The following is a 26,157-nucleotide window of genomic DNA, read 5'->3' as shown; positions in this document are numbered from 1 at the left end:
GCTCTCCCAGGCAGACGCCCGCCTCCCACCGCGCAAGAGTCTTCTAGCACTGCCCCCGCACCGCCACTGAGTTGAGACCCTGGTGGGGCAAGATACGCCCTACGACTGACAGCAACCCCTCTGGTGGGGTCGTGGACGTCAAGGGGAAGAGGAGCCTGCGAAGCTCCGCCGGCCGCCCGTGTCAGTGCCGCGCTTTAGAGTGCACCCACCAACCGAGTCACCCTGGGGGGCGCGTGTCTACCTGGCTTCTGAGTTGCAACCCGAAGAAGTTCGACCTTGAGGGGCATCGTCGTGCCGGCAACGTCCTGAGCTCATGGACCGTTGTCCGCTACGTCAACGAAGTCGCAGCCGGCGACCAATTTGTGTTGTGGGTGGCCGGCAGGAACGCCGGGGTAGTCGCGTACGGCCACTTCACGGGAGCCGCGGAGTACGGCCAGCCCGACTTGAGCTACTGGGCCGAGGACCCGGGCCCCAGGCACTACGTGCCGTTGGTCGTGGACAAGTGGTTGGATCTCCGGGTGCCGAAGCAGCAACTCGTTGACGACCCCCGCATGAGCGATGCCACGATCCTTCGGCAGCCGTTTGCCGGTAGTCCTCACCGGTTGACCGATGACGAGTGGCAAGCCGTACGCGAGGCCATTGAAGTGTCAGAGGGTACCGATCCAGAATGGCAGCTCACTCCCGGTGACGAGATCCGTAGAGTTGATCTCCACGCCAAATATGGGGGCAGCACCCAGAACGGCATCTCTCCTTGTGGCGACAGCAATAACATCCTGATCTTCACTGCGCCGAGCTCAGGTCATCAGCATGGCTACTACGACACCTGGAATGAGGACGGAACCTTCCACTACACCGGTGAAGGCCAAACTGGTGATCAAAAGATGACCCGGGGCAACAAGGCCATCCTGGAGCATGCCCAAACTGGTAAGCGGCTGCGCCTATTTGACGGGGCACGGGGAACAGTGCGCTACCTCGGAGAGTGGACGCTAGACCAAGACCAACCGTACACGGAGGGCGAGGCACCAGCCACCGGCGGTGGTGAGCTGCGTAAGGTCATCCGTTTTCACATGGTGCCGGTTCAAACCACCATCACGGCACCCGAAGTGGAGATCGGAACGGACTATGTAGCCCCTGATGAGACTGTCGCTCCGGTTCCCGTTACGCCCAGCGCACCAGACCCCGACCTAATGGGGCGCAATCTGTCAACACATCGCAGGCTGCAGAACCTGCTAGCCGCGGAGGCGCAGCAGCGAGGGTACGTCGCACTGTCCCCGGATGTGTCCGACCCAGACTTCGATCTCGCGTGGCGGGATACTGCGGGCCGTCTAACCGTGTGCGAGGTCAAATCTCTGACGCCAGCAAACGAGGCCCGCCAGTTGCGCGCTGGTCTCGGCCAGGTCCTCGACTATCAAGATCAACTACGTGAGCGAGCACCACAAGTATCGGCTGTTCTCTGGGTGGAGCGCGAGCCGTCCGAGCCCAGGTGGGTTGACTTGTGCCAGCGAGTCGGTGTGACGCTGGCTTGGCCAGGGGAGGAAGAGTCGGTGTTCGGGTGACCAGACCTGACATCCACTGCTGTCAAGCCAGCGGACAGGGGTGTTCACGCACGGCCGGCACTGGCAGGACTCACCTTGACCACCGACGAAGCGCAACTGTCGGTTAGGAGTGCTCCCGGGCTGCCCCCAACCAAAGCGGGGGAAGCAACGAGCCCTTAGCCGTGGACGCTGACACCCCCTCGGCGACAACGGCGGCCCCGTCAACACACCGCTTCCACCTCGCACCACAAGCGCACCAGATAGGGCGGGGAACCACGGTGAAGGAACCCGAGCTCGACAACGCTACACCTGAGCTGTTCGCGCAGGTCAGCCCTGGGTTCACCCAAAAGCGATCGCAGCTTCCCAAGCTGATAGCTCAGGCAGCGTCGTTACGGGACGGCCGTCGTGGCTTGCTCTGGTCGACGGCAGCGACAGGGTGGCGGAGGCCAGGAGGGGTAGGGAGGCACACGCGCGCCTGGTTGACCGGCGCACCCGCCATCGTGGCTGACTGTCGTCGGCTGAGGTACCTGCCACCACCGTGCCCAGTGCGGTGGCCAGCCACGGTCAACAAGATCGGGAACTGTTGAGTTGCCGGAGGGTGGCGGCGGGTGGGGTGATGGTCGTCGTAGCTCCGTGGTGGTGGGCCGGCACGGTGGATTCACCAGACGGGCCGTCTGAAGCTGTCCGGCATGGGCGGGCGCGTATCTTCGTCATGCCACTGATCGACGACTCACTGAAGTGGGCGAACTCCGGAACGGGGTGGTGGCTCCTTGGTGTCAGGGGTCGTTTGCAAGGCATGAACCAACCCGATGAGAAGCTGACGACCACGCAGACAGCGAAACTGCTCGGCGTGCGTACGGATACCGTCCACGCGATGAAGGCCGAGGGTCACCTGACTGTGGTGGGTAAGGGCCACCACGGGACGAACCTCTTCGCGCGTGCCGACGTAGAACGTCTTAAGGTGCAACGGCTCAAGGCCCAGCGCCCCCTCCCTGCACAGCAGGCCGAATTGCCGAGCGAGGAGGAACTTGCGTGCGATGGGTGCCGGGCCCTGCGCGCGCAGTTGCTGGTTGAGCGGGAGGGCCGGCTTGCGGCCGAGGCGCGAGTCCAGGCGGAGAGAGACCGCGCCACCCGCGCACTTACGGGACTGAATGCCGTTATTGGGTAGGTCGCGACCCACCGCGGACACGGTCCGTCATCCCAGTCAGGCAAGGTCCCGCAGTCATGCCGCAACTCAGCCGAGCACTTTGACAGGGCAGCCGCTGTCCGCTGGGGCACGAGCATGTACCGGGTCCGCTCGTGAGCAGGGTAGAGCGTCGAGCGCCCCAGCCAGTGAGTGTCTAAGTGCGTGACAACGCCCGCGAACAGCGGCGGACAAGCGCGGACGTCCGTGGACCATCAGCGCTGGTGAGAGGCCCACCACGCCAAGGTCAGACGCCCACTCCAGTTGCTTCGGGACGAAGAGGTCGTGGGTTCAAATCCCGCCACCCCGACAGCCAAGTAACAGGTCAGAGGGCCCTTACCGATTCGGTGAGGGCCCTCTGGCTTTTGGCGTGTCCATACCTCCTCCCGGCGATTCCCTTCAGCGCCTGGTGGAGGGCACGGAGCCGATCCCGGCCCTGGTCCTCGAACTGCTAGGGCATCGACACTGCGTGCCAGGAGCTGCAGTCGAACCGTCTTGCCGGCTCGAGCTCGCTACTCTGGCGCTCCTGTCGATGTGGAGGGGGAGGCCGTGAGGCGAGGGACATCGGAGTACGAGTCGGCCCAGGAGGCCATGGCGGAGATCCTGCTGGAGCGGGCCCGTAACGGGGACTGGCCGATCCGGTACGGGGAGCTGAGCAAGCTCCTGGAGGATGCGGGCCACAACGTCCCGGCACACAGCGTGGAGATGGATCATCTCTTGGCCGACGTCTCCCACCAGGAGAGCCCGGACGGCACAAGGGCGATGCTCTCCGCCATGGTGGTGCTGAAGGAGAAGGGGGAGCCTGGTGCGGGGTTCTACCGACTGGCCCGAGAGGAGTTCGGCCGCAAAGGCGACAACGTGACCATCTGGGGTGAGGAGATGAAGCTCCTGGCCCGTGACTTCAGGCAGAGCTGAAAGTGGTCACCGAGCAGGCCTGGCGAGCCTTGGGCTCCTGAGCCCACCCAGATGACAGAACTTTCTCCGGTACCGGCTGGGGACCTCTGCCATTCCCGCGTGCACCGAAGCATGCCGGAGGCGGGACCGTCAGCGGCGATCCCGGCATTGTTCGACCGGCGGCGGAACAGATTGCGTGTCCTTGCCCTACACGGCCCTGGGCCTACTGGTCTGGGCGTTGTCCGGCCAACAGGCAGCTTTCACAGCGCGAACCCGCCCGAAGCGACCACACTGCCCGGCCTTCATCTGCGACGCATGCCGCCGACAGGTCGTCGGCGCACCCCCCCGCCCTCTGGAGCGCCGAGATCACCGCCAAGCCCGCGGAGCCGGTCACGGCGGAGTTGGGGAACTTATCGCCGACGCGGTGCTCGACCTGGCAGAAATGCGTTCCTCTCGACCATGCCGAGTTCGAGGACGGCGCCGTCAAGCTGTCCCTCCACGGCGTGGACCTCGGCCGCAGCGCCCATGGGCACCTGGGCAAAGTGAAGAACGCATTCGGCCGGGCGAAGGGTCGGGACGGGTCAGCTCTGCCCCCCTGGGAGCGCGTGCTGTCGATCGTCGGCGTCACTGCCATTTGACCGGAAGAGGATGAGAGCCGTGACCGTTCTGCATTCACCCGAGGCGGTGGATGCCTGGCTGTCGAATGCCGGGTGGTATCCGGGGCGCCGGTGTGACGAACTCGCCGCTGCCGAGGTGGCGCGCGTTCTGCAGGATTTCCGTGGTGACGGCGGCAGTCTTGATGTCATCGCGCCCGCTTTCGCATTCCTGCGCGAGCATGTCGGTCTTGTGGCAACCCGGCACGCTTCCACCGGAGACAGGGTGGAGTTCTATCCGCGTCTCATGTACCGGGGCGCGGCAGAGGACGTGCAAGAACTCGCCGACGGGCTGGGGAAGAAGGTCTTCCCGGTCGCGCACGACACGTTCGACGGCGGGACGGTCCTCATGGACGAGATCGGGCGGTTCTTCTATCTGCACCACAGCGGCGAGTATTTCCTCGGCTGTGACAAGCACTCGGCATTGATGAGTTATGCGCGGGGGTATCCACTCGAATACGCGGAGAATCATTACGCCTGAGCCGGCACCTGACCGGTTTCAGCCGGACGGAGCGGTGTTGGACCATTTCCCGCCCCCCCGCTGCTACGGTCGCGTGCATGCCGCTCCCGGTCTCCACTGGTCAGGCTGTCGACCTACGGGTGCAGCCCGTTGGTGAGGTTTTGGATCGTGTCGCGCGGTCTCTGGGGGTGCGGTTTCTCGGGGATACGGTGGTGCGCAAGCGTCGGACCGTGGGGGCCCGGACGGATCGCGGGACGTGGGTCCGCGTCGAGCGGCGTCCGCTCGGCAAGATCACCGGTCAGGGGTGGAACGGTGCGGAGTGTGCCGCTCGCCTGCATGGTGTCGTCCAGCCGGCATGGCAGGGATGTGTGGTGTGGCGGGACTCGGACGAAGCGGTGATGTGGCGGGCCGATGAGACTGATCTCCTGCCGGGGGCTCCTGTCGGGAACGCTGTTCTGAGTGAGGATCCCGCGCTTTCGGACGAGTGGTGGGAGGGGTTGAACGCCTCTCTGGACGCGCTGGCGGCGCAGCGGACGGGGAGGGTCGCCACGCCCGACGGCGAGAGCATCACCCAGGTGTCGGTCACCCGGTCCCTCCGGGCCGTCTTCTCCGGCGGTTTCGATACGGCCGTTCGGTGTTGGGTGCCCGCACATGGCGATCTGAACTGGGCCAACGTCACGGCCCCTGTTTTCAGTCTCTTCGACTGGGAGGACTGGGGGAACGCCCCGCAGGGGCTGGACTCCGCCTCGTTGTGGGCGAGTTCGCTTGCCGTTCCGGCTCTGGCGGATCGTGTGCGGCACGAGCGGCGGCGGGACTTCGGGACGCGGGACGGCAAGCTCATGACGTTGTTCGTCTGCTCGAAGATCCTCGGGCCGTACGCCCATCCCGATGACCCTCGATTGGAGCCTGCTCGGCGCATGGCCGAGCGGGTCGTCGAAGAGCTTCAAGGGGACATGTAGCCGGGCGCGTTGTGAGTCGTTTCGGTTCGTGAATTCAGTGAGAAGTATTGACGGTGTTCAGCGGGTCTCCCATCATCCAGTTTGCTCGGCACTTCGACCTTTGTTCGGTATTGCGAACGCGCCGGAATCGTCGGCTCAAGGATGACGAGGTCCCCATGCACGTGGAAAAGTTCAGCCGCAGGCGTCTGTCCGCGGTGTTCGCCGCCGCAATCGCGGTCCTGGCCTCTTTGGCGGCGCTGCTCGGCGCCGGCCCGGCCGAGGCGGCCACCAGTGGCACCTTGCGCGGCGTCGGTTCCGGCCGGTGCCTCGATGTGGCGAATGCCGGCCAGGCCAACGGCACGGACCTGCTGATCTGGGACTGCCACGGCGGGGCCAACCAGCAGTGGACGCTGACGGACAACAATCAGCTGACCGTGTACGGCGACAAGTGCCTGGACGTTCCGGGGCACGCCACCACGGCCGGTACGCGGCCGGTGATCTGGTCCTGCAACGGCGGTGCGAACCAGCAGTGGCGGGTGAACGCCGACGGCACGGTCGTCGGCACGGAGTCCGGACTGTGTCTGGAGACCGCGGGCGCCGGTACGGCCAACGGCACGGCGGTGCAGATCGGTACGTGCAACGGTGGCAGCAACCAGAAGTGGACCGGCCTGACCGCGCCGGGTGGCGGCACGTGCGCGCTTCCGTCGGCCTACCGGTGGACGTCGACCAATGCGCTGGCGCAGCCGGCCCACGGGTGGACCTCGCTGAAGGACTTCAGCACCGTGACGTACAACGGCAGGCACCTGGTCTACGGCTCGAACGTGTCGGGCGGGACGTCGTACGGCTCGATGGCGTTCAGTCCGTTCACGAACTGGTCGGAGATGGCGTCGGCCGGCCAGACCGGGATGAGCCAGTCCGCGGTGGCGCCCACGCTGTTCTACTTCGCGCCCAAGAACATCTGGGTACTGGCCTCCCAGTGGGGGGCCTCGCCCTTCATCTACCGCACGTCGAGTGACCCGACCAACCCCAACGGCTGGTCCGCCCCGCAGCCGCTGTTCACCGGCAGCCTCCCCGACGGCGCCCCGCTCGACCAGACGCTGATCGCCGACGACCAGAACATGTACCTGTTCTTCGCCGGTGACAACGGCAAGATCTACCGGGCGAGCATGCCGATCGGGAACTTCCCGGGCAACTTCGGCTCCTCGTACACCACGATCATGAGCGACACCACGGCCAACCTGTTCGAGGCGGTGCAGGTCTACAAGGTCAAGGGCCAGAACCAGTACCTCATGATCGTCGAGGCCATGGGGGCGAACGGGCGCTACTTCCGCTCCTTCACGGCCTCCAGCCTCGGCGGGTCGTGGACCCCGCAGGCCGCCACCGAGAGCAACCCCTTCGCGGGCAAGGCCAACAGCGGTGCCACCTGGACCAACGACATCAGCCACGGCGACCTGGTCCGCGACAACCCCGACCAGACCATGACCATCGACCCCTGCAACCTCCAGTTCCTCTACCAGGGCCTTGACCCCGCCTCCGTCACCCCGGGCATGCCCTACAACCAGTTGCCCTGGCGGCCGGCCGTGCTCACCCTGCGGCGCTGACCCGCCGCCCGGTCACCGGCTTCAGGAGCCCCAGCCGCGCGTCGGCCGGGGCTCCTCTGTCCAGACGGCCCGCAGATCCTCGCACCGGACGGTGATCGACGCGTCGGTGAGCGCGATCTCGTGCCGGCAGCCGCCGTCCTCGTCGGGGAGGATCTCGTCGAGGAGCACGGTGTCGGCGCTCATCCAGTCGATCGAGTGGGCGTAGTTGATGGCGAAGTGCCGCACGCCCGAGTAACCGATGCGCAGGCCGGAGTCGTGCTTGAACTTGTTCGGCGCGAACTCCAGGACCAGTCCGCCGCTCTTGTCGGTGGCGAGGCGGACCCCGGCCAGCTCCAGGTCCTTCACGCAGCGGGTGGCGCCCGCGATGTCGTAGTGGCCGGGGTCGGTGGCGAAAGCCCGGGCGCCCGGGGGCAGGCCGGCGCGCAGCCGCGGCAGCTCGGCCAGGTACGCACTCGCGTCCACCTGGAAACCGCCGTCGTCCCAGACGGCCGTGACGTACTCCATGTCCGCCCTTTCCAGAGCCCTGATCCCCCGCGACTGTGGAAGTCTGCCCGACTCGCGGCAGGGTCCTCTCCGCCACGCACGCCTGACGCCACCGTGGCGCCATGCGGTGTCACCTTGGCGTCATACGCGGGCGTCTTTCCGGCCCGCAGGCTCCCCTGACGTCGATCAGTAGGGCTTCCCGGGAGCCTCGCACCAGTTCTGACCTGGGAATACCAGGTGGCTGCATCACCCGTGGCCCCATCCGTGGCACCACGGGGTTGCCTATGGCGCCACGATGGTGCCATGATGGCGTCATGGACCTCACGCCCTATGTCGAAACCCTCCGCCGCGAACTCGCGGTGGCCGCTGAAGCCGGTGGGGAGGATGCCCGGGAGCTGGCCGAGAGGCTGACCGCTCCGCTGGAGTCGGCGGCTCGGCTGACCATGCTGAACGTGCTGTCCGCCGCCATGGACGAAGTCACCCGGGAGCTTGCCCCGGGGTCGGTGGACGTGCGGCTGCGCGGGCTCGACCCGGAATTCGTGGTGGCACTGCCGGCCGTCGAAGCCGGGGGCCCCGCGGAGGCGGCCGCGCCCGTCGAGGCTTTCAAGGCGCCGGCCGAGGCGGACGAGGGCGGGACCGCCCGCGTCAATCTGCGGCTGCCCGCCCAGCTCAAGGCCCGGGCCGAGGAGGCCGCGAGCCGCGAGGGGCTCTCGGTCAACGCCTGGCTCGTACGGGCCGTGTCGGCCGCGGTCGACGGCGGCTCCCGGCCCCGCACGCCGGAGAAGAGCCAGACCGTCGGACAGCGCTTCACGGGCTGGGTGCGCTAGCCGCAGCCCGCCCGCTCCACTTCACTCACACCACGTCCCACCTGCGGGGACGTTCCCAAGACTCACGAGGACGGGACAGCCATGCCTTCTTTCGACACTCCCGAACCGATCTCGGTCACCGCGCGGGTGGACGCCGGTTCCATCCAGTTCACCGCGAGCGACCGCCTCGACACCGTGGTGGAGGTGCGGCCCCGCAACCCGAAGAAGGACCTGGACGTACGGACGGCCGACCAGACCGAGGTCTCCTGCGCGAGCGGCGCGCTGACCGTCCGGACGCCCAAGTCCAACCTGTTCGGCCGCACCGGCGTGGTGGACGTGACGGTCGAACTGCCCGCCGGCTCCCGCGTCGACATGACCGGGGCCTGGACCCAGGTGCTCGGCGAGGGCCGGCTCGGTGAGGTACGGGTGAAGACCTCGTCCGGCGATGTCCGCCTGGACGCGACCGGCCCGCTGGAGCTGACCGCCTCGCACGGCTCGATCACCGTGGAGCGGGTCGAGGGCCGGGCCGAGATCAGCACCAGCACCGGCAGCCTGCGTGTCGGCCTCCTCGACGGCCCGGCCGTGCTGAAGAACTCGCACGGTGGCACGAGCGTCGACGTCGCGACCGGCGCGCTGCGGGTGAGCAACGCCAACGGTGACATCGAGGTGCGGCGCGCCGAGGACTCGGTCACCGCCACCACCGCCCACGGCACCGTGCGCGTGGGGGACGTCGCCCGCGGCACCGTCCAGCTGGAGACCTCCTACGGCGCCATCGACCTCGGCATCCGCGAGGGCACGGCCGCCTGGCTCGACGTCAGCTCCGGGGCCGGGCAGGTGCGCAACGGGCTCACCGCCTCCGGCGCCCCGGACACGGCCGAGGACACCGTCCAGGTCCGCGCCCGCACCCGCTACGGCAACATCGACATCCGCCGCGCCCGGAGCTGAGCACCGGGCCACGGGCCCGCCGGCCTCCCCGCCCGCTTCCTCCGCTTCTTCGGCTTCCTCCGCCGGCTCTGCTTCCTTCTGCTTCCTTCTACTTCCTCGGCTCGAACGGGAGGGCTCCATCGACATGTCTGTCATGCCCACGTCCAACACGGAGCGGTCGGCCGCCGCCATCTCCGCCACCGGACTCCGCAAGTCGTACGGCGACAAGACCGTCCTGGACGGCATCGACCTGCACATCCCCGCCGGCTCCGTGTTCGCGCTGCTCGGACCGAACGGCGCCGGCAAGACCACCACCGTGAAGATCCTCTCCACGCTCGTCACCCCCGACGGCGGGCAGGCCCGGGTCGCGGGTCACGATCTCGCCACCGCACCCCAGGCCGTACGCGCCGCGATCGGGGTCACCGGTCAGTTCTCCGCCGTCGACGGGCTGATCACCGGCGAGGAGAACATGCTCCTCATGGCGGCTCTGCACCATCTGCCCAAGCGCGAGGGGCGGCGGGTCGCCACCGAACTGCTGGAGCGGTTCGGGCTGGCCGAGGCCGCCAGGAAGCCCGCCCAGAGCTACTCCGGCGGCATGAAGCGCCGTCTGGACATCGCCATGACCCTCGTCGGCGACCCGCGGATCATCTTCCTCGACGAGCCGACCACCGGCCTCGACCCGCGCTCCCGGCACACCATGTGGCAGATCGTCCGCGAGCTGGTCGCGGACGGCGTCACCGTCTTCCTCACCACGCAGTACCTGGAGGAGGCCGACCAGCTCGCCGACCGCATCGCCGTGCTCAACGGCGGGCGGATCGCCGCCGAGGGCACCGCCGACCAGCTCAAGCGCCTCGTCCCCGGCGGACATGTGCGGCTCCGCTTCACCGACCCGTCCGCGTACCGGTCCGCCGCCTCCGCGCTGCGCGAGGCCACACCGGACGACGAGTCGCTGGCGCTGCGCGTCCCCAGCGACGGCAGCCAGCGCGAACTGCGCTCCCTGCTCGACTGGCTGGAGGCCACCGGCATCGAGGCGGACGAGCTGACCGTGCACACCCCCGACCTCGACGACGTGTTCTTCGCCCTCACCGCCGGCGCCGACCAGCCGGCCCTGTCCCCGGAGGATGTCCGATGAGCTCCCTCTCCCTCGCCGTGCGCGACTCCTCGACGATGCTGCGCCGCAATCTGCTGCACGCCCGCCGCTACCCGTCGCTGACGCTGAACCTGCTGCTCTCGCCGGTCGTCCTGCTGCTGCTCTTCGTCTACATCTTCGGTGACGTGATGAGCGCGGGCATCGGCAACGGCGGGGCGGACCGGTCCGCGTACCTCGCCTATCTCGTCCCCGGCGTCCTGCTGATGACCATCGGCAGCACCACGATCGGCAGCGCGGTGTCCGTGGCCACGGACATGACCGAGGGCATCATCGCCCGCTTCCGTACGATGGCGATCCACCGCGGGTCGGTGCTCGTCGGGCACGTCGTCGGCAGCGTGCTCCAGTGCGTGATGAGCGTGGTGCTCGTGGGGGCCGTCGCGGTGGCCATCGGATTCCGGGCCACGGACGCCACCGCCCTGGACTGGCTCCTGGCCGTCGGGCTGCTCACCCTCGTCTCCGTGGCGCTCACCTGGATCGCGGTCGGCATGGGCCTGTCCAGCCCGAACGCCGAGGCGGCCAGCAACAACGCCCTGCCGCTGATGGTGCTGCCGCTGCTGTCCAGCGCGTTCGTGCCGGTCGACGCGATGCCGGGCTGGTTCCAGCCGATCGCCGAGCACCAGCCGTTCACCCCGGCCATCGAGACCCTGCGCGGGCTGCTGCTCGGCACCGAGATCGGTCACAACGGGTGGCTGGCCGTCGTCTGGTGCGTCGGGCTGGCGGTGCTCGGCTACGTCTGGTCCACCTCGCTCTTCGCCCGCGAACCGAAGTAACGGCCGTCCCCGCTGACGCGTCCCGCTCCGGGGCGGTGTACGTCCGGCACCACGCCGGCGTGCGCCGCCCCGAAACCGTTTGCCCGCCGGTCCGGCCGAGCGTCGAAGAGTCGTGGGCGCGCGTCAGGGTCACGTCAGGAGTCCCGGTTCCGGCTTGCCCGGGGTGTGCGGGACGGCTTCGATGGACGGCGTGAACAGCGCCCGGCTCCTCCCTGGCCGGCGCCGCCGGTGTCGCGTCCCGCCGACGCCGGCTTCCGCGGTCCGAGGGGCGCCGAGCGGCTCCGGCGCCCCTCGGCCTCCCCTCGCGGTGCCCGTCAGGCGGTCTTGGTGCCCGTCATGACGATGGTCACCGTCTCGGTCCCGCCGTCGTCATAGACGCGCTTGGTCAGGCCGCGGGCGGAGAAGGCGGTCGGCGAGGTGAGGGCGCCGTCCAGTGCGACGTACGCCGTTCCGGTGCGCGTGCCCGGCAGCGGATGGGTGAACGCGTAGTGGAGCGTGCCGCCGTAGCCGCTCTGCCACGCGCCGGTGCCGATGAACACCGGCTTGCCGTCGGGGCCGGGGTGCGCCTCCAGCCGCAGGGTGTGGTCGGCGTAGAAGAAGAGGGTGCCCGTCGAGGCCGGGTGGTCGGACTCCTGGGTCGTCACCGACCAGGTGCCCACCGGGGAGGGCACGGTCGTGGCCGTCGCCGTGGTGGCCGTGGTGGCCGTCCCGGGTGCCGTGGCCGTCGCGGTCTTCGCCGGTGTCGCGGTCGGTTCGGCGGTCAGGGCGAGCGCGGGCTGCGGTGCGGCCACGGCCAGCGTCAGGAACCCGGCGGCCAGGGCCACGCCCACGGCGCGGCGCGCGATCGGTCCGCCGGTGGTGCTCTGCTTCTTCGGCATTGCGTACGTCCTTTCGGATCGTTTTCCCTTACACCACGCGGAAATTGGCCATCATCGCCATGTCCTCGTGTTCGAGGTTGTGGCAGTGGAGCATGTAGCGCCCCCGGTATCCGTCGAACCGCGCGAGGATCTCCACGACCTCGTACGGGCGCAGGTCGACCGTGTCCTTCCAGCCGCGGTCGCCCGCGCCGGGGGCCCCGCCGGCCCGTGACAGCACCTGGAAGTGCGCCAGGTGCAGATGGACGGGGTGGTGGAAGTCGCTGGTCAGCCGCCATCGCTCGACGGTGCCCAGGCGGGGTGTCGCCCAGGTGCGCGCCGGGTCGAAGGGGTGGCCGTTGACGGTCCACATGTCGTCCCGGCCGAGCCGGAAGTCGAAGTGACGGGTGGTCACCGCCTGTTCGGCGCGCAGCGTCCCGGGCCGTGACAGGCGGGTGGGGATCCTGCTGTCGTCGCGGCCCCTTCCCCGGCCGGTGACGTGGAACCGCATGACGTCGCGCATCGCCCCGTCCGCCAGGGTGTTGACGAGGGTGACGGTGGTGTCCGGCGCGCAGGCGGAGAGGTCGAGGACGACGTCGTAGCGCTCGGCCGGGGCCATGGTGAGCGTGGGGAGGGTCTGCGGGCGGGCCAGCAGTCCCTGGTCGCTGCCGACCTGGACGAAGGGCAGGCGGCGGCCGTCGGAGGTGGTGAGCGCCAGCCGGTAGCGGCGCGCGTTGGCGGCGTTCAGCAGCCGCAGCCGGTAGCGGGCCGCGCTCACTTCCAGGTACGGCCAGGGGCGGCCGTTGACCAGTTGTACGTCGCCGAGCACGCCGTCCATGTAGCCGGACCGGACGCCGGGGGTGCGGGTGAGGGTGGGGTCGAGCGACGGGTAGCGGAAGGCGCCGTCGGCGTCGAAGGAGCGGTCGCAGAGCATCAGCGGGATGTCGCGGTCGCCCTTCGGCAGCGGCAGCGCGTCCTCCTCGTCGTCGTCCACGAGGAAGAACCCGGCGAGCCCGCGCCAGACCTGCGGGCCGCTGAAGTCCATGCGGTGGTCGTGGTACCAGAGGGTGGCGGCCCGCTGCCGGAGCGGGTACGTGTACGTGCGCGTGCCGGTGACGGACCCGTCCCCGGACATCGTGCCGCCGTGCGTGCCCGCCATCCCCCGCATGGGGTGCGCGGGGTCCTCGCGGTGCCCCGCCGGGTGCAGCAGGTCGGTGGGGTAGCCGTCGGAGCCGGGCGGGGTGACGCCGCCGTGCAGATGGGTCGCGGTTGGCGTGGGCAGGGTGTTGGTCAGCCGGAGCCGGACCGGGCGGCCGGAGCGGGCGCGGAAGGTCGGGCCGGGGAAGGTGCCGTCGTACGACCAGATCTCGGTGCGGGTGCCGGGGAGGATCTCCACGGAGGCGCGCCGCTGGGTCACCTCGTACACGTCCGTGCCGGGTACGTCCGTGCCGTGCGTGGGCTTCGCCACGGCGGGCACGGTCAGCGGCAGCGTGAACGGGCGCGGCAGTTCCACCTCGGGGTCGCTGGCGAGCAGGACGCCGGTCGAGGGGCGGTCCGTGCCGCAGCCGGCCAGCCCGCCGAGCGCGACCGCGCCGGCGCCGCCCGCCGCCAGGCGAAGGAAGCCGCGGCGAGAGGGAGCGGGTACCGGGGCAGGGACGGGCGCGGTCATCGGTGCAGCGCCTTGAGCGTCCGGACGGGCAGGGTGAGGGTGAACGCCCAGACCGTCATCGTGCACGCGCCGCCGAACAGGGCGACACCGAGCGGGATGTGCAGCAGCAGGTTCCGCGAGTACCCGGCGATCTGCTGAACGACGATCAGCACGAGGAGGGCGGCGCCGAGGACCGTGGGCCAGACCCGGTTCGCGCGCGCCCTCCAGGCGACGGTGGCGGCTGCCGTCTCCGCCACGAGCATCATCGTGAGAACGTGCGCGTTGACGTCGTGGGCGGTGAGCAGTCCCACGTCGCCGTTGACGAACAGCCCGGCCAGCGCGGCCTGGACGAGGGTGTTGACGGTGAACAGCACGGAGACGATCCGGAAGGCGATCACCGGCCGGTGCGCCCAGCGGGCGGGTGGCCGGTCACCGGCCGGGCCGGGACGCCGTAAGTCCCGGGGACCGGATCCGCCCGAGTCGGAGGTGGGGGGCACGGCCTGCGCCGCGGCTTCTGAGGAGGATCGCTGCATCACGGATTCCGGTGCGGGTACGGGCTGACGGGTGGGGGGAGAGAGACGCGCGCCCAGGGCACGCGGCGCGGAGGTGTCACGCACGTACGGGCTCGAGCGGCGCGCGAATGGGAGGGGCGCGGGTGGCAGGGGCGCGCGGGCGGGAGTACGTACGCTCCCTCCCCGCCCCCGCGAACGCCCACCGCGCGCCCCGCGAACGGACGCCCGCTCCGCGCCGCCGAAGCCGCAGAAGTCGCCGAAGCCGCCGGTGTCAGTGGCCGCGGACGCGGGACAGGTTCAGCGGGTAGTTGAGGCCGCCGGTCACGGGGAGGGTCGCCCCGTTGATCCACTCCGACTCGGGGCGCGCCAGCAGGGACACGGCGTCGGCGATGTCCTGCGGGGTGCCGAGCCGCCCGGCCGGCGTGGCGTTGGCCAGCGCGTCGCGCGCCGGCTGCGGGACCACCGAGGAGGCGTCGGTGAGGACGAAGCCCAGGGCGAGGCCGTTGACGGTCACGCCACCGGCGCCGAACTCGTCGGCCGCGTACCGGACGTAGCCCTCCAGCGCGGCCTTCGTCACTCCGTGCGCGGCGAGGCCGGGCGCGGTCGGGCCCCAGGACGAGCCGCTGGAGATGACGACGAGCCGGCCGTACCCCCGCTCCCGCATCGCGGGCACGAAGGCGGTGGTGAGCCGGTGCAGCAGGACGACGTCGTTGCGGACCTTGTCGCCGAGCGCGGTCGGGTCCATGCCGGCCAGCGGCACGCGCGGGTACGAGGCGCAGGCGTTGCTGACGACGACGTCGAGGTGGTCCACCCGTTCCCGCACGGCGGTGACCAGTTCCTCGGCGCCGTCGGCCGCGTCCAGGTCGGCCCTGAGCACCGTGGCCTTTACACCTTTTTCCTCGCACGCGGCCGCCACGGCCTTGGCCTCGTCCAGCGAGCTTCGGTATGTGAGCACGACGTCGGCCCCGAGCCCGGCGAGGGTGGTGGCCGTCGCGGCCCCGATCCCCCGGCTACCGCCTGTCACCAGCGCGATCCTGCCCTGAAGCGGGCCGGATGCGGAGACGCTACGAGTCATCGGCAAGGCACCTCTATTCGACTGCGTCGCTTCCTGGTAATTAAACGACCAGGAAGATAATGGCCAGCAGCTAGGGTAGACCCATGGGTGATCGCCAGCAAGCCGTCGATCGCGTCGACGTGATCATGAAGCAGGTCGCGCAGGTCTCGACGGCGCCCGACCTGACGTCCAAGGAACTCTGCCAGCGGATTCAGCGCGTCGCCCACCATCTGGAGACCCGGCTCCGCCGTGAACTGGCCGTCTTCGGCATCGAACCCTGGGAGATCGAGCTGCTCGCCTCCCTGCGCCGGGTCGGGCCGCCCCACCAGGTGACCGCCGGTTCGCTCCAGGACATCATGCAGCTGACCACCGGCGCCGTCACCAAGCGCGTGGCCGCCCTGGAGAAGAAGGGGTGGGTGCGCCGGGAGGTCGACGCCGGCGATCGCCGCCAGGTACTGGTCTGCCTCACGGACGAAGGGGAGCAGCGGGCGCTCGAGGTCTTCGCCACCAAGACGGAGACGGAGGCGCGGGTGCTGTCCGCCCTCGACCTCGACACCCAGCGGCGGCTCAACGACGATCTGCGCACGCTTCTGATCGACCTGGAGGGAGCGGTCCGCACCTGACCGCTCCCCCTCGCCGCGTCCTCGGTCCCGTCAGTCCGTGATCTCGCAGATGGCGGCGCCGGAGGTGAGGGAGGCGCCGACCTCGGCGGTCAGGCCCTTGATGGTGCCCGCCTTGTGGGCGTTGAGGGGCTGTTCCATCTTCATGGCCTCCAGGACGACGACCAGGTCGCCCTCCTTGACCTGCTGGCCTTCCTCGACGGCGATCTTGACGATGGTGCCCTGCATGGGGGAGGTCAGGGTGTCGCCGGAGGCGACGGGCCCGGACTTCTTCGCCGCGCGCCGCTTGGGCTTGGCCCCGGCCGCGAGCCCGGTGCGGGCCAGGCTCATGCCCAGGCTGGAGGGCAGGGAGACCTCCAGGCGCTTGCCGCCGACCTCGACCACGACCGTCTCACGCGCCGCATCCTCGTCGGCCTCGGCGTCGGCGGGGGCGGTGAAGGGCTTGATGTCGTTGACGAACTCGGTCTCGATCCACCGGGTGTGGACCGTGAACGGCTCGCTGGAGCCGGTGAGTTCGGGGGCGAAGGCGGGGTCGGTGACGACCTTGCGGTGGAAGGGGATGGCGGTGGCCATGCCCTCGACACGGAACTCCTCCAGCGCGCGGGCGGCCCGCTGGAGGGCTTCCTTGCGGGTGCGGCCGGTGACGATCAGCTTGGCCAGCAGGGAGTCCCACGCCGGGCCGATCACACTGCCGGCCTCCACGCCCGCGTCCAGACGCACGCCCGGGCCGGAGGGGGCTTCGAAGGTGGTGACGGTGCCGGGGGCGGGCAGGAAGTTACGGCCCGGGTCCTCACCGTTGATACGGAACTCGAAGGAGTGACCGCGCAGCACCGGGTCGTCGTAGCCGAGGGGTTCGCCGTCGGCGATGCGGAACATCTCCCGGACCAGGTCGATGCCGGCGACTTCCTCGGTGACCGGGTGCTCGACCTGCAGGCGGGTGTTGACCTCCAGGAAGGAGATCGTGCCGTCCTGCCCGACCAGGAACTCACACGTGCCCGCGCCCTCGTACCCGGCCTCCTTCAGGATGGCCTTCGACGCCCGGTACAGCTCCGCCATCTGCTCCTCGGACAGGAACGGTGCGGGAGCCTCCTCGACCAGTTTCTGGTGACGGCGCTGCAGGGAGCAGTCGCGGGTGGAGACCACGACGACGTTGCCGTGCTTGTCGGCCAGGCACTGCGTCTCCACATGCCGCGGCCGGTCGAGGTAGCGCTCGACGAAGCACTCGCCACGGCCGAACGCGGCGACGGCCTCACGCACGGCGGACTCGTACAGCTCGGGGACCTCTTCGAGGGTGCGGGCGACCTTCAGACCGCGCCCGCCGCCGCCGAACGCGGCCTTGATCGCGATCGGCAGACCGTGCTCCTCGGCGAAAGCCACGACCTCCTCCGCACCACTCACCGGGTCCGGCGTACCCGCCACCAGCGGGGCGCCGGCGCGCTGGGCGATGTGACGGGCGGCGACCTTGTCACCCAGGTCCCGGATCGCCTGCGGCGGCGGGCCGATCCAGATCAGGCCCGCGTCGAGAACGGCCTGGGCGAACTCGGCGTTCTCGGACAGGAAGCCGTAGCCGGGGTGGATCGCGTCCGCACCGGACTGCTTGGCGGCCAGCAGCACCTTCTCGATGTCCAGGTAGCTGGTGGCCGGGGTGTCACCCCCCAGCGCGAACGCCTCGTCGGCGGCCCGTACGTGCACAGCGTCGCGGTCCGGGTCGGCGTAGACGGCCACGCTCGCGATCCCGGCGTCCCGGCAGGCCCGGGCCACGCGGACAGCGATTTCGCCACGGTTGGCGATGAGCACCTTGCGCAGACTCATTTCGAGATCCCTTCCCCGGCGCACCGCACCGGCGCCAACATGGACTGCCACCCGCTCCCCATGCGTACCACCCTGGCGCCCGCCCCGATGTCGCCCATCCGGTGCCCCCGTCGCGGAGACCGGTGTGCCGGCAAGGGGCTCGCGGCGTGCGGCCGTACCCCGTGGCCCGGCAGGACACCGGAACCGGTGTCGGTGTGGTCCGTCTGGTCGATGCGTGCGCCGAGGCGGGCGCGCGGTGCCGCCACCTCGTGGGGCGCGTGGGGAGAGGACACGTGCTGCTCCGTGGTTCTGTCGTGGTCCGCGGTGGTACGTGCGTGCCGGACGGGCCGGCTACGAGGCGGTCTGCCAGCTGTGCGAGGCCAGGAATCCGGCGTTGCGCTCCAGCCGGAACCAGCGCGCGGCCGCCGGACGCGGGGCGGCCGGTTCCGCCGAGGCGCCCGCCCGCTGCGCGAGCACGGTCAGTACGGCCGTCAGGGCGGCGAGTTCCTCGGCGTCGGCCTGTCCCCGGACGATCCGGAAGAGGGGCTCAGTGGTGCTCATGGACACAGGACCTCCGTTGCCGATGTCACTGGGGCGGGTTGCCGTGCTTGCGCATCGGCAGGTCGGCGTGCTTGGTGCGCAGCATCGCCAGGCCGCGGATCAGCACCTCGCGGGTGTCGGCCGGGTCGATCACGTCGTCCACCAGGCCGCGTTCGGCGGCGTAGTAGGGGTGCATCAGCTCGGCCTTGTACTCCTCGACGCGCTGCCGGCGCACGGCCTCGGGGTCGTCGGCGGCGTTGATGTCCCGCCGGAAGATGACGCCCGCCGCGCCCTCGGCGCCCATCACCGCGATCTCGTTGGTGGGCCAGGCCAGCGCCAGGTCGGCGCCGATGGAGCGGGAGTCCATGACGATGTAGGCGCCGCCGTACGCCTTGCGCAGCACCAGGGAGATCCGGGGCACGGTCGCGTTGCAGTACGCGTACAGCAGCTTGGCGCCGTGCCGGATGATGCCGTTGTGCTCCTGGTCCACGCCGGGCAGGAAGCCGGGCACGTCCAGCAGGGTCACGAGGGGGATGTTGAAGGAGTCGCAGGTCTGCACGAAGCTCGCGGCCTTCTCGGACGCGGCGATGTCCAGCACGCCCGCCAGGGACTGCGGCTGGTTGGCGACGATGCCGACCACCTTGCCGTCGAGGCGGGCCAGCGTGCAGATGACGTTGGTGGCCCAGCGTTCGTGGACCTCCAGGTGGGTGCCGTCGTCGACGATCTCCTCGATGACGGCCCGCATGTCGTACGGCCGGTTGCCGTCGGCCGGGACCAGGTCGTACAGGGCCTGGCCGCGCCGGTCCGCCGGGTCGTCGCAGGGCACGGCCGGGGCGCTCTCGCGGTTGTTGGCGGGCAGCATCGACAGCAGGAAGCGGACCTCCTCCAGGCAGGTCTCCTCGTCGTCGTACGCGAAGTGCGCGACGCCCGAGGTCCGGGAGTGGACGTCCGCGCCGCCCAGCCCCTCCTGGCCGATCTCCTCGCCGGTCACCGCGCGGACCACGTCGGGGCCGGTGATGAACATCTGCGAGGTGCCGCGCACCATGAAGACGAAGTCCGTCAGCGCCGGGCTGTAGGCGGCGCCGCCCGCGCACGGGCCGAGCATGACGCTGATCTGCGGGATGACACCGGAGGCGCGGGTGTTGCGCTGGAAGATGCCGCCGTAGCCGGCGAGCGCGGTGACACCCTCCTGGATGCGGGCGCCGGCGCCGTCGTTGAGCGACACCAGCGGCGCACCGGCCGCGATCGCCATGTCCATCAGCTTGTGGATCTTCTGGGCGTGGGCCTCGCCGAGCGCGCCGCCGAAGATGCGGAAGTCGTGCGCGTAGACGAAGACGGTCCGGCCGTGGACCGTGCCCCAGCCGGTGATCACGCCGTCGGTGTACGGCTTCTTCGCCTCCAGGCCGAAGCCGGTCGCGCGGTGCCGGCGCAGCTGCTCGATCTCCTGGAAGGAGTCCTTGTCGAGCAGCAGCTCGATGCGTTCGCGGGCGGTGAGCTTGCCCTTGTCGTGCTGGCGGCGCGTCGCGTCCGGATCCGGGCCGCCCCGGGCCGACTCCTTGATGTCGAGCAGCTCGTCAAGCTGTTTCCTCATGGGTACCCTCCGGTTGCCTTGCCAACTGGTCGGTGGGCTCGTGGTCGTTGGCGGCCTGGTGCATGGTCGTCAGTCGGTGAGGTGAGGTGAGGCGCACGGGCAGCCGGCGCACGGCCGGGGCCGGGGGCGCCGTGCCGAGGACGGCGACCGCCGCGGTGTGGCCGTCGGCGCGGGGCAGGTCGGTGACCGTCCAGCCGTGCGGCCGGGACCGGGTGTCGGCGCCGAGGTAGTCGGCGGACGCGGGGCGGCTCAGGCCGGTGCCGATGCCCTTGAGGTACGCCTCCTTGCGCGCCCACAGCTGGGCGAACGCGCCGGGGCGTGCGCCGGGCGGCAGCCGCTCCAGTTCGGCGCGTTCGGCCGGGTGCAGCGAAGGGGCGCAGGCGTCGACGGTGCCGGGACCCGGCACCCGCTGCACATCGACGCCGACGGGGACCGCCGCCACCCCGATCAGGGCCAGGCCGTGGCTGTGCGAGAGGGAGAAGTGCAGCGGGGGCGGGGTGCCCGGGACCGCCGGGCGGCCGTGCGGGCCGCCGCACCCCGGGCACGGCTCGCGGACGAGGACCACCTCCCGCGCGGGGACGCGCAGGTAGGCGCCGAGCAGGGTGCGCAGGGCGAGGTGCGAGGCGACGTAGAGGGCCCGGTCGGCGGGCCGGCGCAGGGAGGCCGCCCGCTTCCGCTCCGCCGCGTCGAGTACGTCGAGGACGCCCGGGTCGGCGAGAGGGTCCGGGGCGGGGCGTACGTCCGGGTCGGGGCGTACGCGGGTGTCGGCCCGTACGTGAGGACCGGCCCGTACGTGAGGGCCGGGCGGGGTGCCCGGTCCGGGGCAGCGCAGCAGCCACAGGTCCACGCGCCGGCCGTCCGGCACCGGGAGCGTTTCCGGTACCGGTACGGCGTCCGGTACCGGTACCGCCCAGCGTTCCTCAGCCCGCGTACGCAAGCCGGATCCGGGGTTCCGCCGGGCCCGCCCAGCGGTTCAGGGCGTCGCGGACCGCCGCCGGGCCGGGGCCGTCGGCCGCCCAGGCGACGTACCCGTCCGGCCGGATGAGCAGCGTGGTGCGGACGTCCGCGGGGGCGGTCACGACGCGGTCGGACCAGTCCGCCACCGCCGTGCGCACGGCCTCGTCGGGGCTGAGCAGCACGAACCGGCCGGTGCCCAGGGCGCCGTCGAGCCGTCCGCCGGTCAGCCGCCCGTGGAAGAACCGGCCGACGAGCCGGTGGTCGCCGCGCTGCCGGCCGTAGGTGATACCGGTGCCGGAGACGGCCAGGCCCTCCCGGCGGCCCAGTGCCTCGCCGAGCGGGCCGAGGTGTCCGGCGAACCAGACCATCGCCTGCTGGGCGAGCCGGGTGCGTCCGCTCTGCCGGATGGCCGCGCGGACCAGGGAGCCCGAGGTGCGCAGCACCTCCTCGCCGACCGGATGGGTCTCCGCCTCGTAGGTGTCGAGCAGGGCGTCGTCGCCGTGGCCGCGCACCGCCGCCGCCAGCTTCCAGGCGAGGTTCATCGCGTCCTGCAGGCCGGTGTTCATGCCCATGCCGCCGGCCGGCGAGTGGACGTGCGCGGCGTCGCCGGCCAGGAAGAAGCGGCCCTCGCGGTACCGGGTGGCCTGGCGCTCGTCGCTGTGGAAGCGCGAGACCCAGCGCGGCTCGTGCATGCCGAAGTCCCGGCCGAGAATGGCCCGGCACAGCCGGCGCAGCTCCTCGAAGTCCACGGACTCGTCCGCCGAGCTGTCGGTGTGCCGGTTCCAGGCGAGCACGCGGTAGTAGCCGTCGCCGAAGGGGGCGACGAAGGCGAACCCGTGCTCGTTGGCGTCCACGGTGAGCAGGTCGGCGGGCGCCTCCTTCATCAGCACGTCGGCGAGGATCACCGAGCGCAGCACGGAGTCGCCGGGGAAGGGGATGTCCAGCAGCCGCCGCACGGTGCTGCGCACCCCGTCGGTGCCGACCGCGTAGGCCGCACGGTGGGTCTCCCGGGTGCCGTCGGCGGTGACGGCGTCCAGCTCGACCCCGTGCGCGTCCTGGCGCAGCCCGGTCACCTCGGTGTCGTGGCGGAACTCCACCCCGAGGGAGACGGCCCGTCGCTCCAGCACTTGTTCCACGTGAAACTGCGGGGTGATCAGCACGTACGGGTAGCGGGTGCGCAGGTGCGCGAAGTGGATGTCCAGGTCGCCGAAGAGCGGCAGGGTGGGCAGCTTGGTGCCGGTGGCGATGATGTCCTCGGCGACGCCGCGCGCCTGAAGCTGCTCCAGGGTGCGCGCGTGCACGGTGAACGAGCGGGTCAGGTTGCTCAGTTTCCGGCCGCGCTTCTCCAGGACGGTGACCCGGGTGCCGGCGGCGGCGAGGTCTCCCGCCAGCAGCAGGCCGGTGGGGCCCGCCCCGACGACCAGGACCTCGGGGCCGGTCGCCGTGCGGGGGCCCGCCGGGGGCCGCGGTGCGGACTTCGACATGTCGGTCACTCCCTCGAACTCAAGACACCGGTGCGCCGAACCAGCGGCGCAGGGCCGTCTCCGGCCGTCCCGCGCCGGAATCGGTCCAGACCACGTGGCCGTCGGGCCGCACCAGGACGGCACGCGCCCCCGAGAGAGCGGAAGGTCCGTCGGCGGTACGGAACCCGGCCGTGACGACGTCCACCCGGTCCGCCCAGCCGGCGGCGACGGCGTGCAGCTCCGCCGCGGACGGGCTGCCGGGCGCGAGGTCCAGCAGCACCCCGCGCGCCTTGCGGCAGGCCGCGTCGGGGGCCTGGTCCAGCTCGCCGTAGGGCATACGGGCGCCCAGCAGCGGATGGTCGCCCGGGCCGACGTCGTACCGGATGTCCAGGCCGCTGATCAGGCCGGCCAGGTGGGCGCGGGTGTGACGGGTGTGCGCGGGGTCGATCAACTCGCGGAAGACCTCGCGCAGCGCCTCGACGTCCGGGCCGCCGAGCAGGAACGTCGACTGGGCGCGGATGGTGCTCAGCACCCGCTCGCCGACGGCGTGCCGCTCGGAGTGGTACGTGTCCAGCAGGCCGTCCGGGGCCCGGCCCCGGATCTCGGCGGCGAGCTTCCAGCCGAGGTTGACCGCGTCCTGGAGACCGAGGTTGAGGGCCTGTCCGCCCACGGGCATCTGGACGTGCGCGGCGTCCCCGGCGAACAGCACGCGGCCGTCGCGGTAGCGCGCCACCTGCCGGGAGGCGTCACCGAAGGCGTTGAGCCACAGCGGGGTGCCGCCGCCGATGTCCTCGCCGGTCACGCGCTTCCACACGTCGACGACCTCGGCGAAGGCGGGGGCGCCGGTGCGCGGCCGGGCCGCGCGGCCGAACTCGTGCACCATCACCCGGGTGACGCCGTCGGGCCGGCGGGCGGCGATGGCCAGGCCCCGCTGGAGCCGCTGGAAGCGCCGGTCGGGGATGTCGATGCCGGCGACGTCGGCGCGGATCAGCTCGCGGGTGGCGTCCTGCCCGGGGAAGTCGGCCCCGGTCAGCTCGCGCACGGTGCTGCGCTCGCCGTCGCAGCCGACGACGTAGCGGGCGCTCACCCGGACGGGCCGGCCGTCGGGGCCGGTGGCCTCGGCCTCGGCACCGGTGTCCGTGACGGTCAGCGCGCGCAGTTCGTGGCCGCGGCGGACGGTGGCGCCGAGGGAGAGCGCCCAGGCCTGGAGCAGTTCCTCGGTGCGGGTCTGCGGGACCTTCCACTGGCCGGGGTACGGCGTGGGCAGGGTGAGGTCCAGCGGGACGCCGCCGAAGTGGCCCATCACGTCGTTCGGCGGGGTGCCGAGCGCCTCGAGCAGGCCGCGCGCGGCGAGGATCTCCATGGTGCGGGCGTGCAGGGTCGTCGCGCGGGACTCGGTGGTGGGCCGGGGCAGCCGATCCAGCACGACCACCTCGGCGCCGCCGAGGCGCAGTTCACCGGCGAGCATCAGCCCGACCGGGCCCGCGCCGACGACGAGGACGTCAGTCCGCATGGTTCCGCCGTGCTTCGGCGTAGTCCTTGGCGTGGCCGAGGGTGGCGCGGCTGTTGGTGCTCAGCGCGCTCTGCACGTAGGCGCGGGCCTCGGGGATGCCGGCGTCGGGGCCGAGGATCCGCGTGATGTTGTCGGTGTTGAGGACGACGGTGTGCTGGGAGGAGGCCGACACCCCGTCCGCGTCCTCGGTGAAGGTCCAGTAGCCGGTGTGCAGGTTCATCAGCGCGGGCAGCGTGACCTGCTTGTAGGCGATCTTCCGGTGCGGGAAGCAGACCCGGTACGACTTGGTGGTGTGGGTCGAGCCGTCCTTGGCCCGGGTGTCCATCTCCAGGGTCTGCAGGCCCGGGTACTCCTCCTCGCAGCGCACGCTGGCCACGTGCGGCAGCCGCTCGGACCACAGGTGGGCGTCGTTGATGAAGTCGTACACGTCCTTGGCCGACCCGTCGATGCGGACGGTGTCCTCGAAGGAGAAGGTGATCTCCCGCGCGGCGTGCGCGAACTCCACGTTGGTCTTCAGCGAGGCCAGCTCGGTGCGGGAGTTGCGGTCGACGGCCTCGTCGATCCAGGCCAGGCCGGCCGGGTCGTCGTCGACGGCGCGGTAGTCGTGCAGCAGCCGCACCCGGGCCGCGGACTCGCCGGCCGGCTCGATGATCCAGGTGCCGCCCATGGCCGCGACCGGCGGGGCGGACACCTCCTGGCGGAAGGTGATCACAAGGCCCCGCGGTTCCAGGGTGCGGCGGGACGTCCAGTTCTTGGCCTCGCCGTTGGCGGTGGCCCAGATCCGGATCCGCTCCTCGGTCTCCCCGCCCTCCAGGCGGTCGGCGAAGATGGTGGGCGGGAAGATGCGCGGCCAGTTCTCCACGTCGGCCAGCAGCCGGTACACCGCCTCGGCCGGGGCGGCGATGGTGATCTCGTGCTCGACCTCACGGGTGGTCATCGCGGTAGCTCCTAGGAAGGCGGGGGATCAGAAGTTGCCGAGGCCGCCGCAGACGTTGAGCGCCTGGGCGGTGATGGAGGCGGCGGTGTCGGAGGCCAGGTAGCCGACCAGCCCGGCGACCTCCTCGGGGGTGGAGTAGCGGCCGAGCGGGATCTTGGACTGGAACTTCTCCAGGATCGCGTCCTCGGTGGTGTCGTAGGCGGCGGCGTAGCCCTGGCGCACCCGCTGGGCCATCGGCGTCTCGACGTAGCCCGGGCAGACCGCGTTGACGGTGATCCCGGTCGGGGCCAGCTCGTTGCCGAGGGCCTTGGTGAAGCCGACCACGCCGTGCTTGGACGCCGAGTACGGGGCGCCCAGGACGACGCCCTGCTTGCCCGCGGTGGAGGCGATGTTGATGATCCGGCCCCAGCTCTTGTGCCTGAGGCCACCGGTGTTCAGCACCTCGCGGGTCAGCCGGAACACGCTGTTGAGGTTCGTGTCGATCACGTCGTGCCACAGCTCGTCGGCGATGTCCGCGGTCACTCCGCCACCGCTGCGGCCGGCGTTGTTCACCAGCACGTCCACCGTGCCGAACCGGTCCACGGCCGCCCGCACGAAGGCGTGGACGTCGGCGTCGGAGCGGACGTCCAGCGTGGCGCCGTCCGCCTCCAGGCCGGCGCTCTGCAGTTCCTTCACGGTCGCGGCCACGTTCTCGGCGCTGCGCGCGCCCAGGAACACCCGGTGCCCCTGCTCGGCCAGCAGCCGGGCCACGGCCAGACCGATGCCGCTGGTCGCCCCGGTCACCAGGGCGACCCGCTTGTCCTGCGCCATTGTTTCCTCCTGCGGATCTCGATGCGGAAAAGGGCCGCCGCCGGACCGGGGGTGGTTCCCGGCCGGTCCGGCGGCGGGGCCGCGAGGGTCGTTCGCGACCGGTGTCGGGCGACGGCGCCCGGGTCAGACCGCGGTGGGCTGACCGATGTGCGCGTTGACGACCTCGATGAGGGCACGCGGGGTGGTGGCGTCGGTCAGCGCGGTGTCGTCCAGCGTGATGCCGAACTCGCGCTCGATGCGGCCGCCGGTCTCCAGCAGCGCCAGGGACTCGTAGCCCAGCGCCTCGAACTCGGAGTCGAGGAAGTCGGCGCTGTCGAGGTCGACGCTCTCGTCGGCGCCGGCGCCTTCGAGGAGGATGCGCTTGAGGTCGTCGACGGTGAATTCCTTGGTGGCCATGGGGATTTCCTTCTTCCGTGTACGAGCGGGACGGCGCCCGCGCTTGTTCGAACAAGCGGGAAGGCCCCGCCGAG

General features: G+C 70.9%; 25 protein-coding genes. 11 read left to right on the top strand and 14 right to left on the bottom strand.

Going from position 1 to position 26,157, the window contains the following annotated elements; genetic code table 11:
- The first annotated feature begins 233 nt into the window (after positions 1-233).
- From HB370_RS22150 to HB370_RS22125, 6 genes are all read left to right on the top strand, one after another.
- Positions 234-1,556 (top strand): EVE domain-containing protein, encoded by a 1,323-nt coding sequence (locus tag HB370_RS22150; RefSeq protein ID WP_030782036.1) that lies wholly within the window; start codon positions 234-236, stop codon positions 1,554-1,556.
- A 691-nt stretch (positions 1,557-2,247) separates the two neighbouring features.
- The gene (locus HB370_RS22145) at positions 2,248-2,703 is read left to right on the top strand and encodes a helix-turn-helix domain-containing protein (protein ID WP_167513014.1); all 456 of its coding nucleotides are present in this window, start codon (positions 2,248-2,250) and stop codon (positions 2,701-2,703) included.
- A gap of 564 nt (positions 2,704-3,267) precedes the next feature.
- Positions 3,268-3,633, top strand: a complete 366-nt coding sequence (locus HB370_RS22140) for a hypothetical protein (protein WP_030782041.1) — start codon at positions 3,268-3,270, stop codon at positions 3,631-3,633.
- Positions 3,634-4,269: 636 nt separating this feature from the next.
- Complete coding sequence (locus HB370_RS22135) at positions 4,270-4,746, top strand: SUKH-3 domain-containing protein (RefSeq protein WP_030782048.1); 477 nt, start codon at positions 4,270-4,272, stop codon at positions 4,744-4,746.
- Between the two features lie 77 nt (positions 4,747-4,823).
- Entirely contained in the window at positions 4,824-5,684 is an 861-nt protein-coding gene (locus HB370_RS22130) for a hypothetical protein (protein WP_030782051.1), read from the top strand.
- 155 nt (positions 5,685-5,839) lie between these two features.
- Entirely contained in the window at positions 5,840-7,264 is a 1,425-nt protein-coding gene (locus tag HB370_RS22125) for a non-reducing end alpha-L-arabinofuranosidase family hydrolase (RefSeq protein ID WP_167513013.1), read from the top strand.
- A gap of 21 nt (positions 7,265-7,285) precedes the next feature.
- Here HB370_RS22125 and HB370_RS22120 read toward each other — a convergent pair whose 3' ends face one another.
- On the bottom strand, positions 7,286-7,768 hold the full coding sequence (locus HB370_RS22120) for a hypothetical protein (RefSeq protein WP_030782053.1): 483 nt from the start codon (positions 7,766-7,768) through the stop codon (positions 7,286-7,288).
- Between the two features lie 293 nt (positions 7,769-8,061).
- Between HB370_RS22120 and HB370_RS22115 the strand changes: the two genes are divergently transcribed.
- From HB370_RS22115 to HB370_RS22100, 4 genes are all read left to right on the top strand, one after another.
- Complete coding sequence (locus HB370_RS22115) at positions 8,062-8,574, top strand: toxin-antitoxin system HicB family antitoxin (RefSeq protein WP_030782056.1); 513 nt, start codon at positions 8,062-8,064, stop codon at positions 8,572-8,574.
- Positions 8,575-8,655: 81 nt separating this feature from the next.
- Positions 8,656-9,498, top strand: a complete 843-nt coding sequence (locus tag HB370_RS22110) for a DUF4097 family beta strand repeat-containing protein (protein ID WP_030782058.1) — start codon at positions 8,656-8,658, stop codon at positions 9,496-9,498.
- 133 nt (positions 9,499-9,631) lie between these two features.
- Positions 9,632-10,609, top strand: a complete 978-nt coding sequence (locus HB370_RS22105; protein ID WP_030782060.1) for a daunorubicin resistance protein DrrA family ABC transporter ATP-binding protein — start codon at positions 9,632-9,634, stop codon at positions 10,607-10,609.
- Positions 10,606-11,397 (top strand): ABC transporter permease, encoded by a 792-nt coding sequence (locus HB370_RS22100; protein WP_030782062.1) that lies wholly within the window; start codon positions 10,606-10,608, stop codon positions 11,395-11,397. Before HB370_RS22105 ends, HB370_RS22100 begins: the two co-directional genes overlap by 4 nt.
- Positions 11,398-11,711: 314 nt before the next feature.
- On the opposite strand, the gene HB370_RS22095 is transcribed toward HB370_RS22100, so the two are convergent.
- From HB370_RS22095 to HB370_RS22080, 4 genes are all read right to left on the bottom strand, one after another.
- Positions 11,712-12,275 (bottom strand): hypothetical protein, encoded by a 564-nt coding sequence (locus HB370_RS22095; RefSeq protein WP_030782065.1) that lies wholly within the window; start codon positions 12,273-12,275, stop codon positions 11,712-11,714.
- A gap of 28 nt (positions 12,276-12,303) precedes the next feature.
- On the bottom strand, positions 12,304-13,920 hold the full coding sequence (locus tag HB370_RS22090) for a multicopper oxidase family protein (protein ID WP_030782068.1): 1,617 nt from the start codon (positions 13,918-13,920) through the stop codon (positions 12,304-12,306).
- Complete coding sequence (locus HB370_RS22085) at positions 13,917-14,396, bottom strand: hypothetical protein (RefSeq protein WP_157855563.1); 480 nt, start codon at positions 14,394-14,396, stop codon at positions 13,917-13,919. The genes HB370_RS22090 and HB370_RS22085 overlap by 4 nt, the downstream gene beginning before the upstream one ends.
- A 286-nt stretch (positions 14,397-14,682) precedes the next feature.
- Positions 14,683-15,435: an SDR family oxidoreductase gene (locus tag HB370_RS22080; RefSeq protein WP_051815626.1), complete on the bottom strand. Its 753-nt coding sequence runs from the start codon at positions 15,433-15,435 to the stop codon at positions 14,683-14,685.
- Between the two features lie 134 nt (positions 15,436-15,569).
- On the opposite strand from HB370_RS22080, the gene HB370_RS22075 reads away from it, so the two are divergent.
- A complete protein-coding gene (locus HB370_RS22075) occupies positions 15,570-16,088 on the top strand; it encodes a MarR family transcriptional regulator (protein ID WP_030782079.1) in 519 nt (172 codons plus the stop codon).
- Between the two features lie 30 nt (positions 16,089-16,118).
- On the opposite strand, the gene HB370_RS22070 is transcribed toward HB370_RS22075, so the two are convergent.
- From HB370_RS22070 to HB370_RS22030, 9 genes are all read right to left on the bottom strand, one after another.
- Positions 16,119-17,891 carry a biotin carboxylase N-terminal domain-containing protein gene (locus HB370_RS22070; RefSeq protein WP_167513374.1) on the bottom strand — a complete coding sequence of 591 codons (1,773 nt, stop codon included), beginning with the start codon at positions 17,889-17,891 and terminating at the stop codon, positions 16,119-16,121.
- Positions 17,892-18,227: 336 nt separating this feature from the next.
- Positions 18,228-18,437, bottom strand: coding sequence for an acyl-CoA carboxylase subunit epsilon (locus tag HB370_RS22065; RefSeq protein WP_030791025.1), 210 nt, complete (start codon positions 18,435-18,437; stop codon positions 18,228-18,230).
- Positions 18,438-18,462: 25 nt separating this feature from the next.
- A complete protein-coding gene (locus tag HB370_RS22060) occupies positions 18,463-20,007 on the bottom strand; it encodes an acyl-CoA carboxylase subunit beta (RefSeq protein ID WP_030791023.1) in 1,545 nt (514 codons plus the stop codon).
- A complete protein-coding gene (locus tag HB370_RS22055) occupies positions 19,991-20,944 on the bottom strand; it encodes a 4'-phosphopantetheinyl transferase superfamily protein (protein ID WP_244405603.1) in 954 nt (317 codons plus the stop codon). Before HB370_RS22055 ends, HB370_RS22060 begins: the two co-directional genes overlap by 17 nt.
- Complete coding sequence (locus HB370_RS22050; protein WP_051816101.1) at positions 20,928-22,448, bottom strand: FAD-dependent monooxygenase; 1,521 nt, start codon at positions 22,446-22,448, stop codon at positions 20,928-20,930. Before HB370_RS22050 ends, HB370_RS22055 begins: the two co-directional genes overlap by 17 nt.
- A 19-nt stretch (positions 22,449-22,467) precedes the next feature.
- Complete coding sequence (locus HB370_RS22045; RefSeq protein WP_030791015.1) at positions 22,468-23,940, bottom strand: FAD-dependent monooxygenase; 1,473 nt, start codon at positions 23,938-23,940, stop codon at positions 22,468-22,470.
- Complete coding sequence (locus tag HB370_RS22040) at positions 23,930-24,877, bottom strand: aromatase/cyclase (protein WP_030791012.1); 948 nt, start codon at positions 24,875-24,877, stop codon at positions 23,930-23,932. Before HB370_RS22040 ends, HB370_RS22045 begins: the two co-directional genes overlap by 11 nt.
- A 27-nt stretch (positions 24,878-24,904) precedes the next feature.
- The gene (gene fabG, locus HB370_RS22035) at positions 24,905-25,687 is read right to left on the bottom strand and encodes a 3-oxoacyl-ACP reductase FabG (protein ID WP_030791009.1); all 783 of its coding nucleotides are present in this window, start codon (positions 25,685-25,687) and stop codon (positions 24,905-24,907) included.
- Positions 25,688-25,810: 123 nt separating this feature from the next.
- Entirely contained in the window at positions 25,811-26,083 is a 273-nt protein-coding gene (locus HB370_RS22030) for an acyl carrier protein (protein WP_030791005.1), read from the bottom strand.
- Positions 26,084-26,157: the final 74 nt, after the last annotated feature.

It is taken from the genome of Streptomyces sp. DSM 40868 (assembly GCF_011820545.1).
Classification (GTDB): Bacteria; Actinomycetota; Actinomycetes; order Streptomycetales; family Streptomycetaceae; genus Streptomyces; species Streptomyces eurythermus.
This window is presented reverse-complemented; position numbering and strand designations above follow the sequence as displayed.

Excerpts from the sequence above, each read along its gene's own strand:
- HB370_RS22145 (WP_167513014.1), top strand. The coding sequence starts at position 2,248 with ATGCCACTGATCGACGACTCACTGAAGTGGGCGAACTCCGGAACGGGG.
- HB370_RS22130 (WP_030782051.1), top strand. The coding sequence starts at position 4,824 with ATGCCGCTCCCGGTCTCCACTGGTCAGGCTGTCGACCTACGGGTGCAG.
- HB370_RS22125 (WP_167513013.1), top strand. The coding sequence starts at position 5,840 with ATGCACGTGGAAAAGTTCAGCCGCAGGCGTCTGTCCGCGGTGTTCGCC.
- HB370_RS22120 (WP_030782053.1), bottom strand. The coding sequence starts at position 7,768 with ATGGAGTACGTCACGGCCGTCTGGGACGACGGCGGTTTCCAGGTGGAC.
- HB370_RS22115 (WP_030782056.1), top strand. The coding sequence starts at position 8,062 with ATGGACCTCACGCCCTATGTCGAAACCCTCCGCCGCGAACTCGCGGTG.
- HB370_RS22110 (WP_030782058.1), top strand. The coding sequence starts at position 8,656 with ATGCCTTCTTTCGACACTCCCGAACCGATCTCGGTCACCGCGCGGGTG.
- HB370_RS22105 (WP_030782060.1), top strand. The coding sequence starts at position 9,632 with ATGCCCACGTCCAACACGGAGCGGTCGGCCGCCGCCATCTCCGCCACC.
- HB370_RS22100 (WP_030782062.1), top strand. The coding sequence starts at position 10,606 with ATGAGCTCCCTCTCCCTCGCCGTGCGCGACTCCTCGACGATGCTGCGC.
- HB370_RS22095 (WP_030782065.1), bottom strand. The coding sequence starts at position 12,275 with ATGCCGAAGAAGCAGAGCACCACCGGCGGACCGATCGCGCGCCGCGCC.
- HB370_RS22090 (WP_030782068.1), bottom strand. The coding sequence starts at position 13,920 with ATGACCGCGCCCGTCCCTGCCCCGGTACCCGCTCCCTCTCGCCGCGGC.
- HB370_RS22075 (WP_030782079.1), top strand. The coding sequence starts at position 15,570 with ATGGGTGATCGCCAGCAAGCCGTCGATCGCGTCGACGTGATCATGAAG.
- HB370_RS22065 (WP_030791025.1), bottom strand. The coding sequence starts at position 18,437 with ATGAGCACCACTGAGCCCCTCTTCCGGATCGTCCGGGGACAGGCCGAC.
- HB370_RS22060 (WP_030791023.1), bottom strand. The coding sequence starts at position 20,007 with ATGAGGAAACAGCTTGACGAGCTGCTCGACATCAAGGAGTCGGCCCGG.
- HB370_RS22050 (WP_051816101.1), bottom strand. The coding sequence starts at position 22,448 with ATGTCGAAGTCCGCACCGCGGCCCCCGGCGGGCCCCCGCACGGCGACC.
- HB370_RS22045 (WP_030791015.1), bottom strand. The coding sequence starts at position 23,940 with ATGCGGACTGACGTCCTCGTCGTCGGCGCGGGCCCGGTCGGGCTGATG.
- HB370_RS22040 (WP_030791012.1), bottom strand. The coding sequence starts at position 24,877 with ATGACCACCCGTGAGGTCGAGCACGAGATCACCATCGCCGCCCCGGCC.
- fabG (WP_030791009.1), bottom strand. The coding sequence starts at position 25,687 with ATGGCGCAGGACAAGCGGGTCGCCCTGGTGACCGGGGCGACCAGCGGC.
- HB370_RS22030 (WP_030791005.1), bottom strand. The coding sequence starts at position 26,083 with ATGGCCACCAAGGAATTCACCGTCGACGACCTCAAGCGCATCCTCCTC.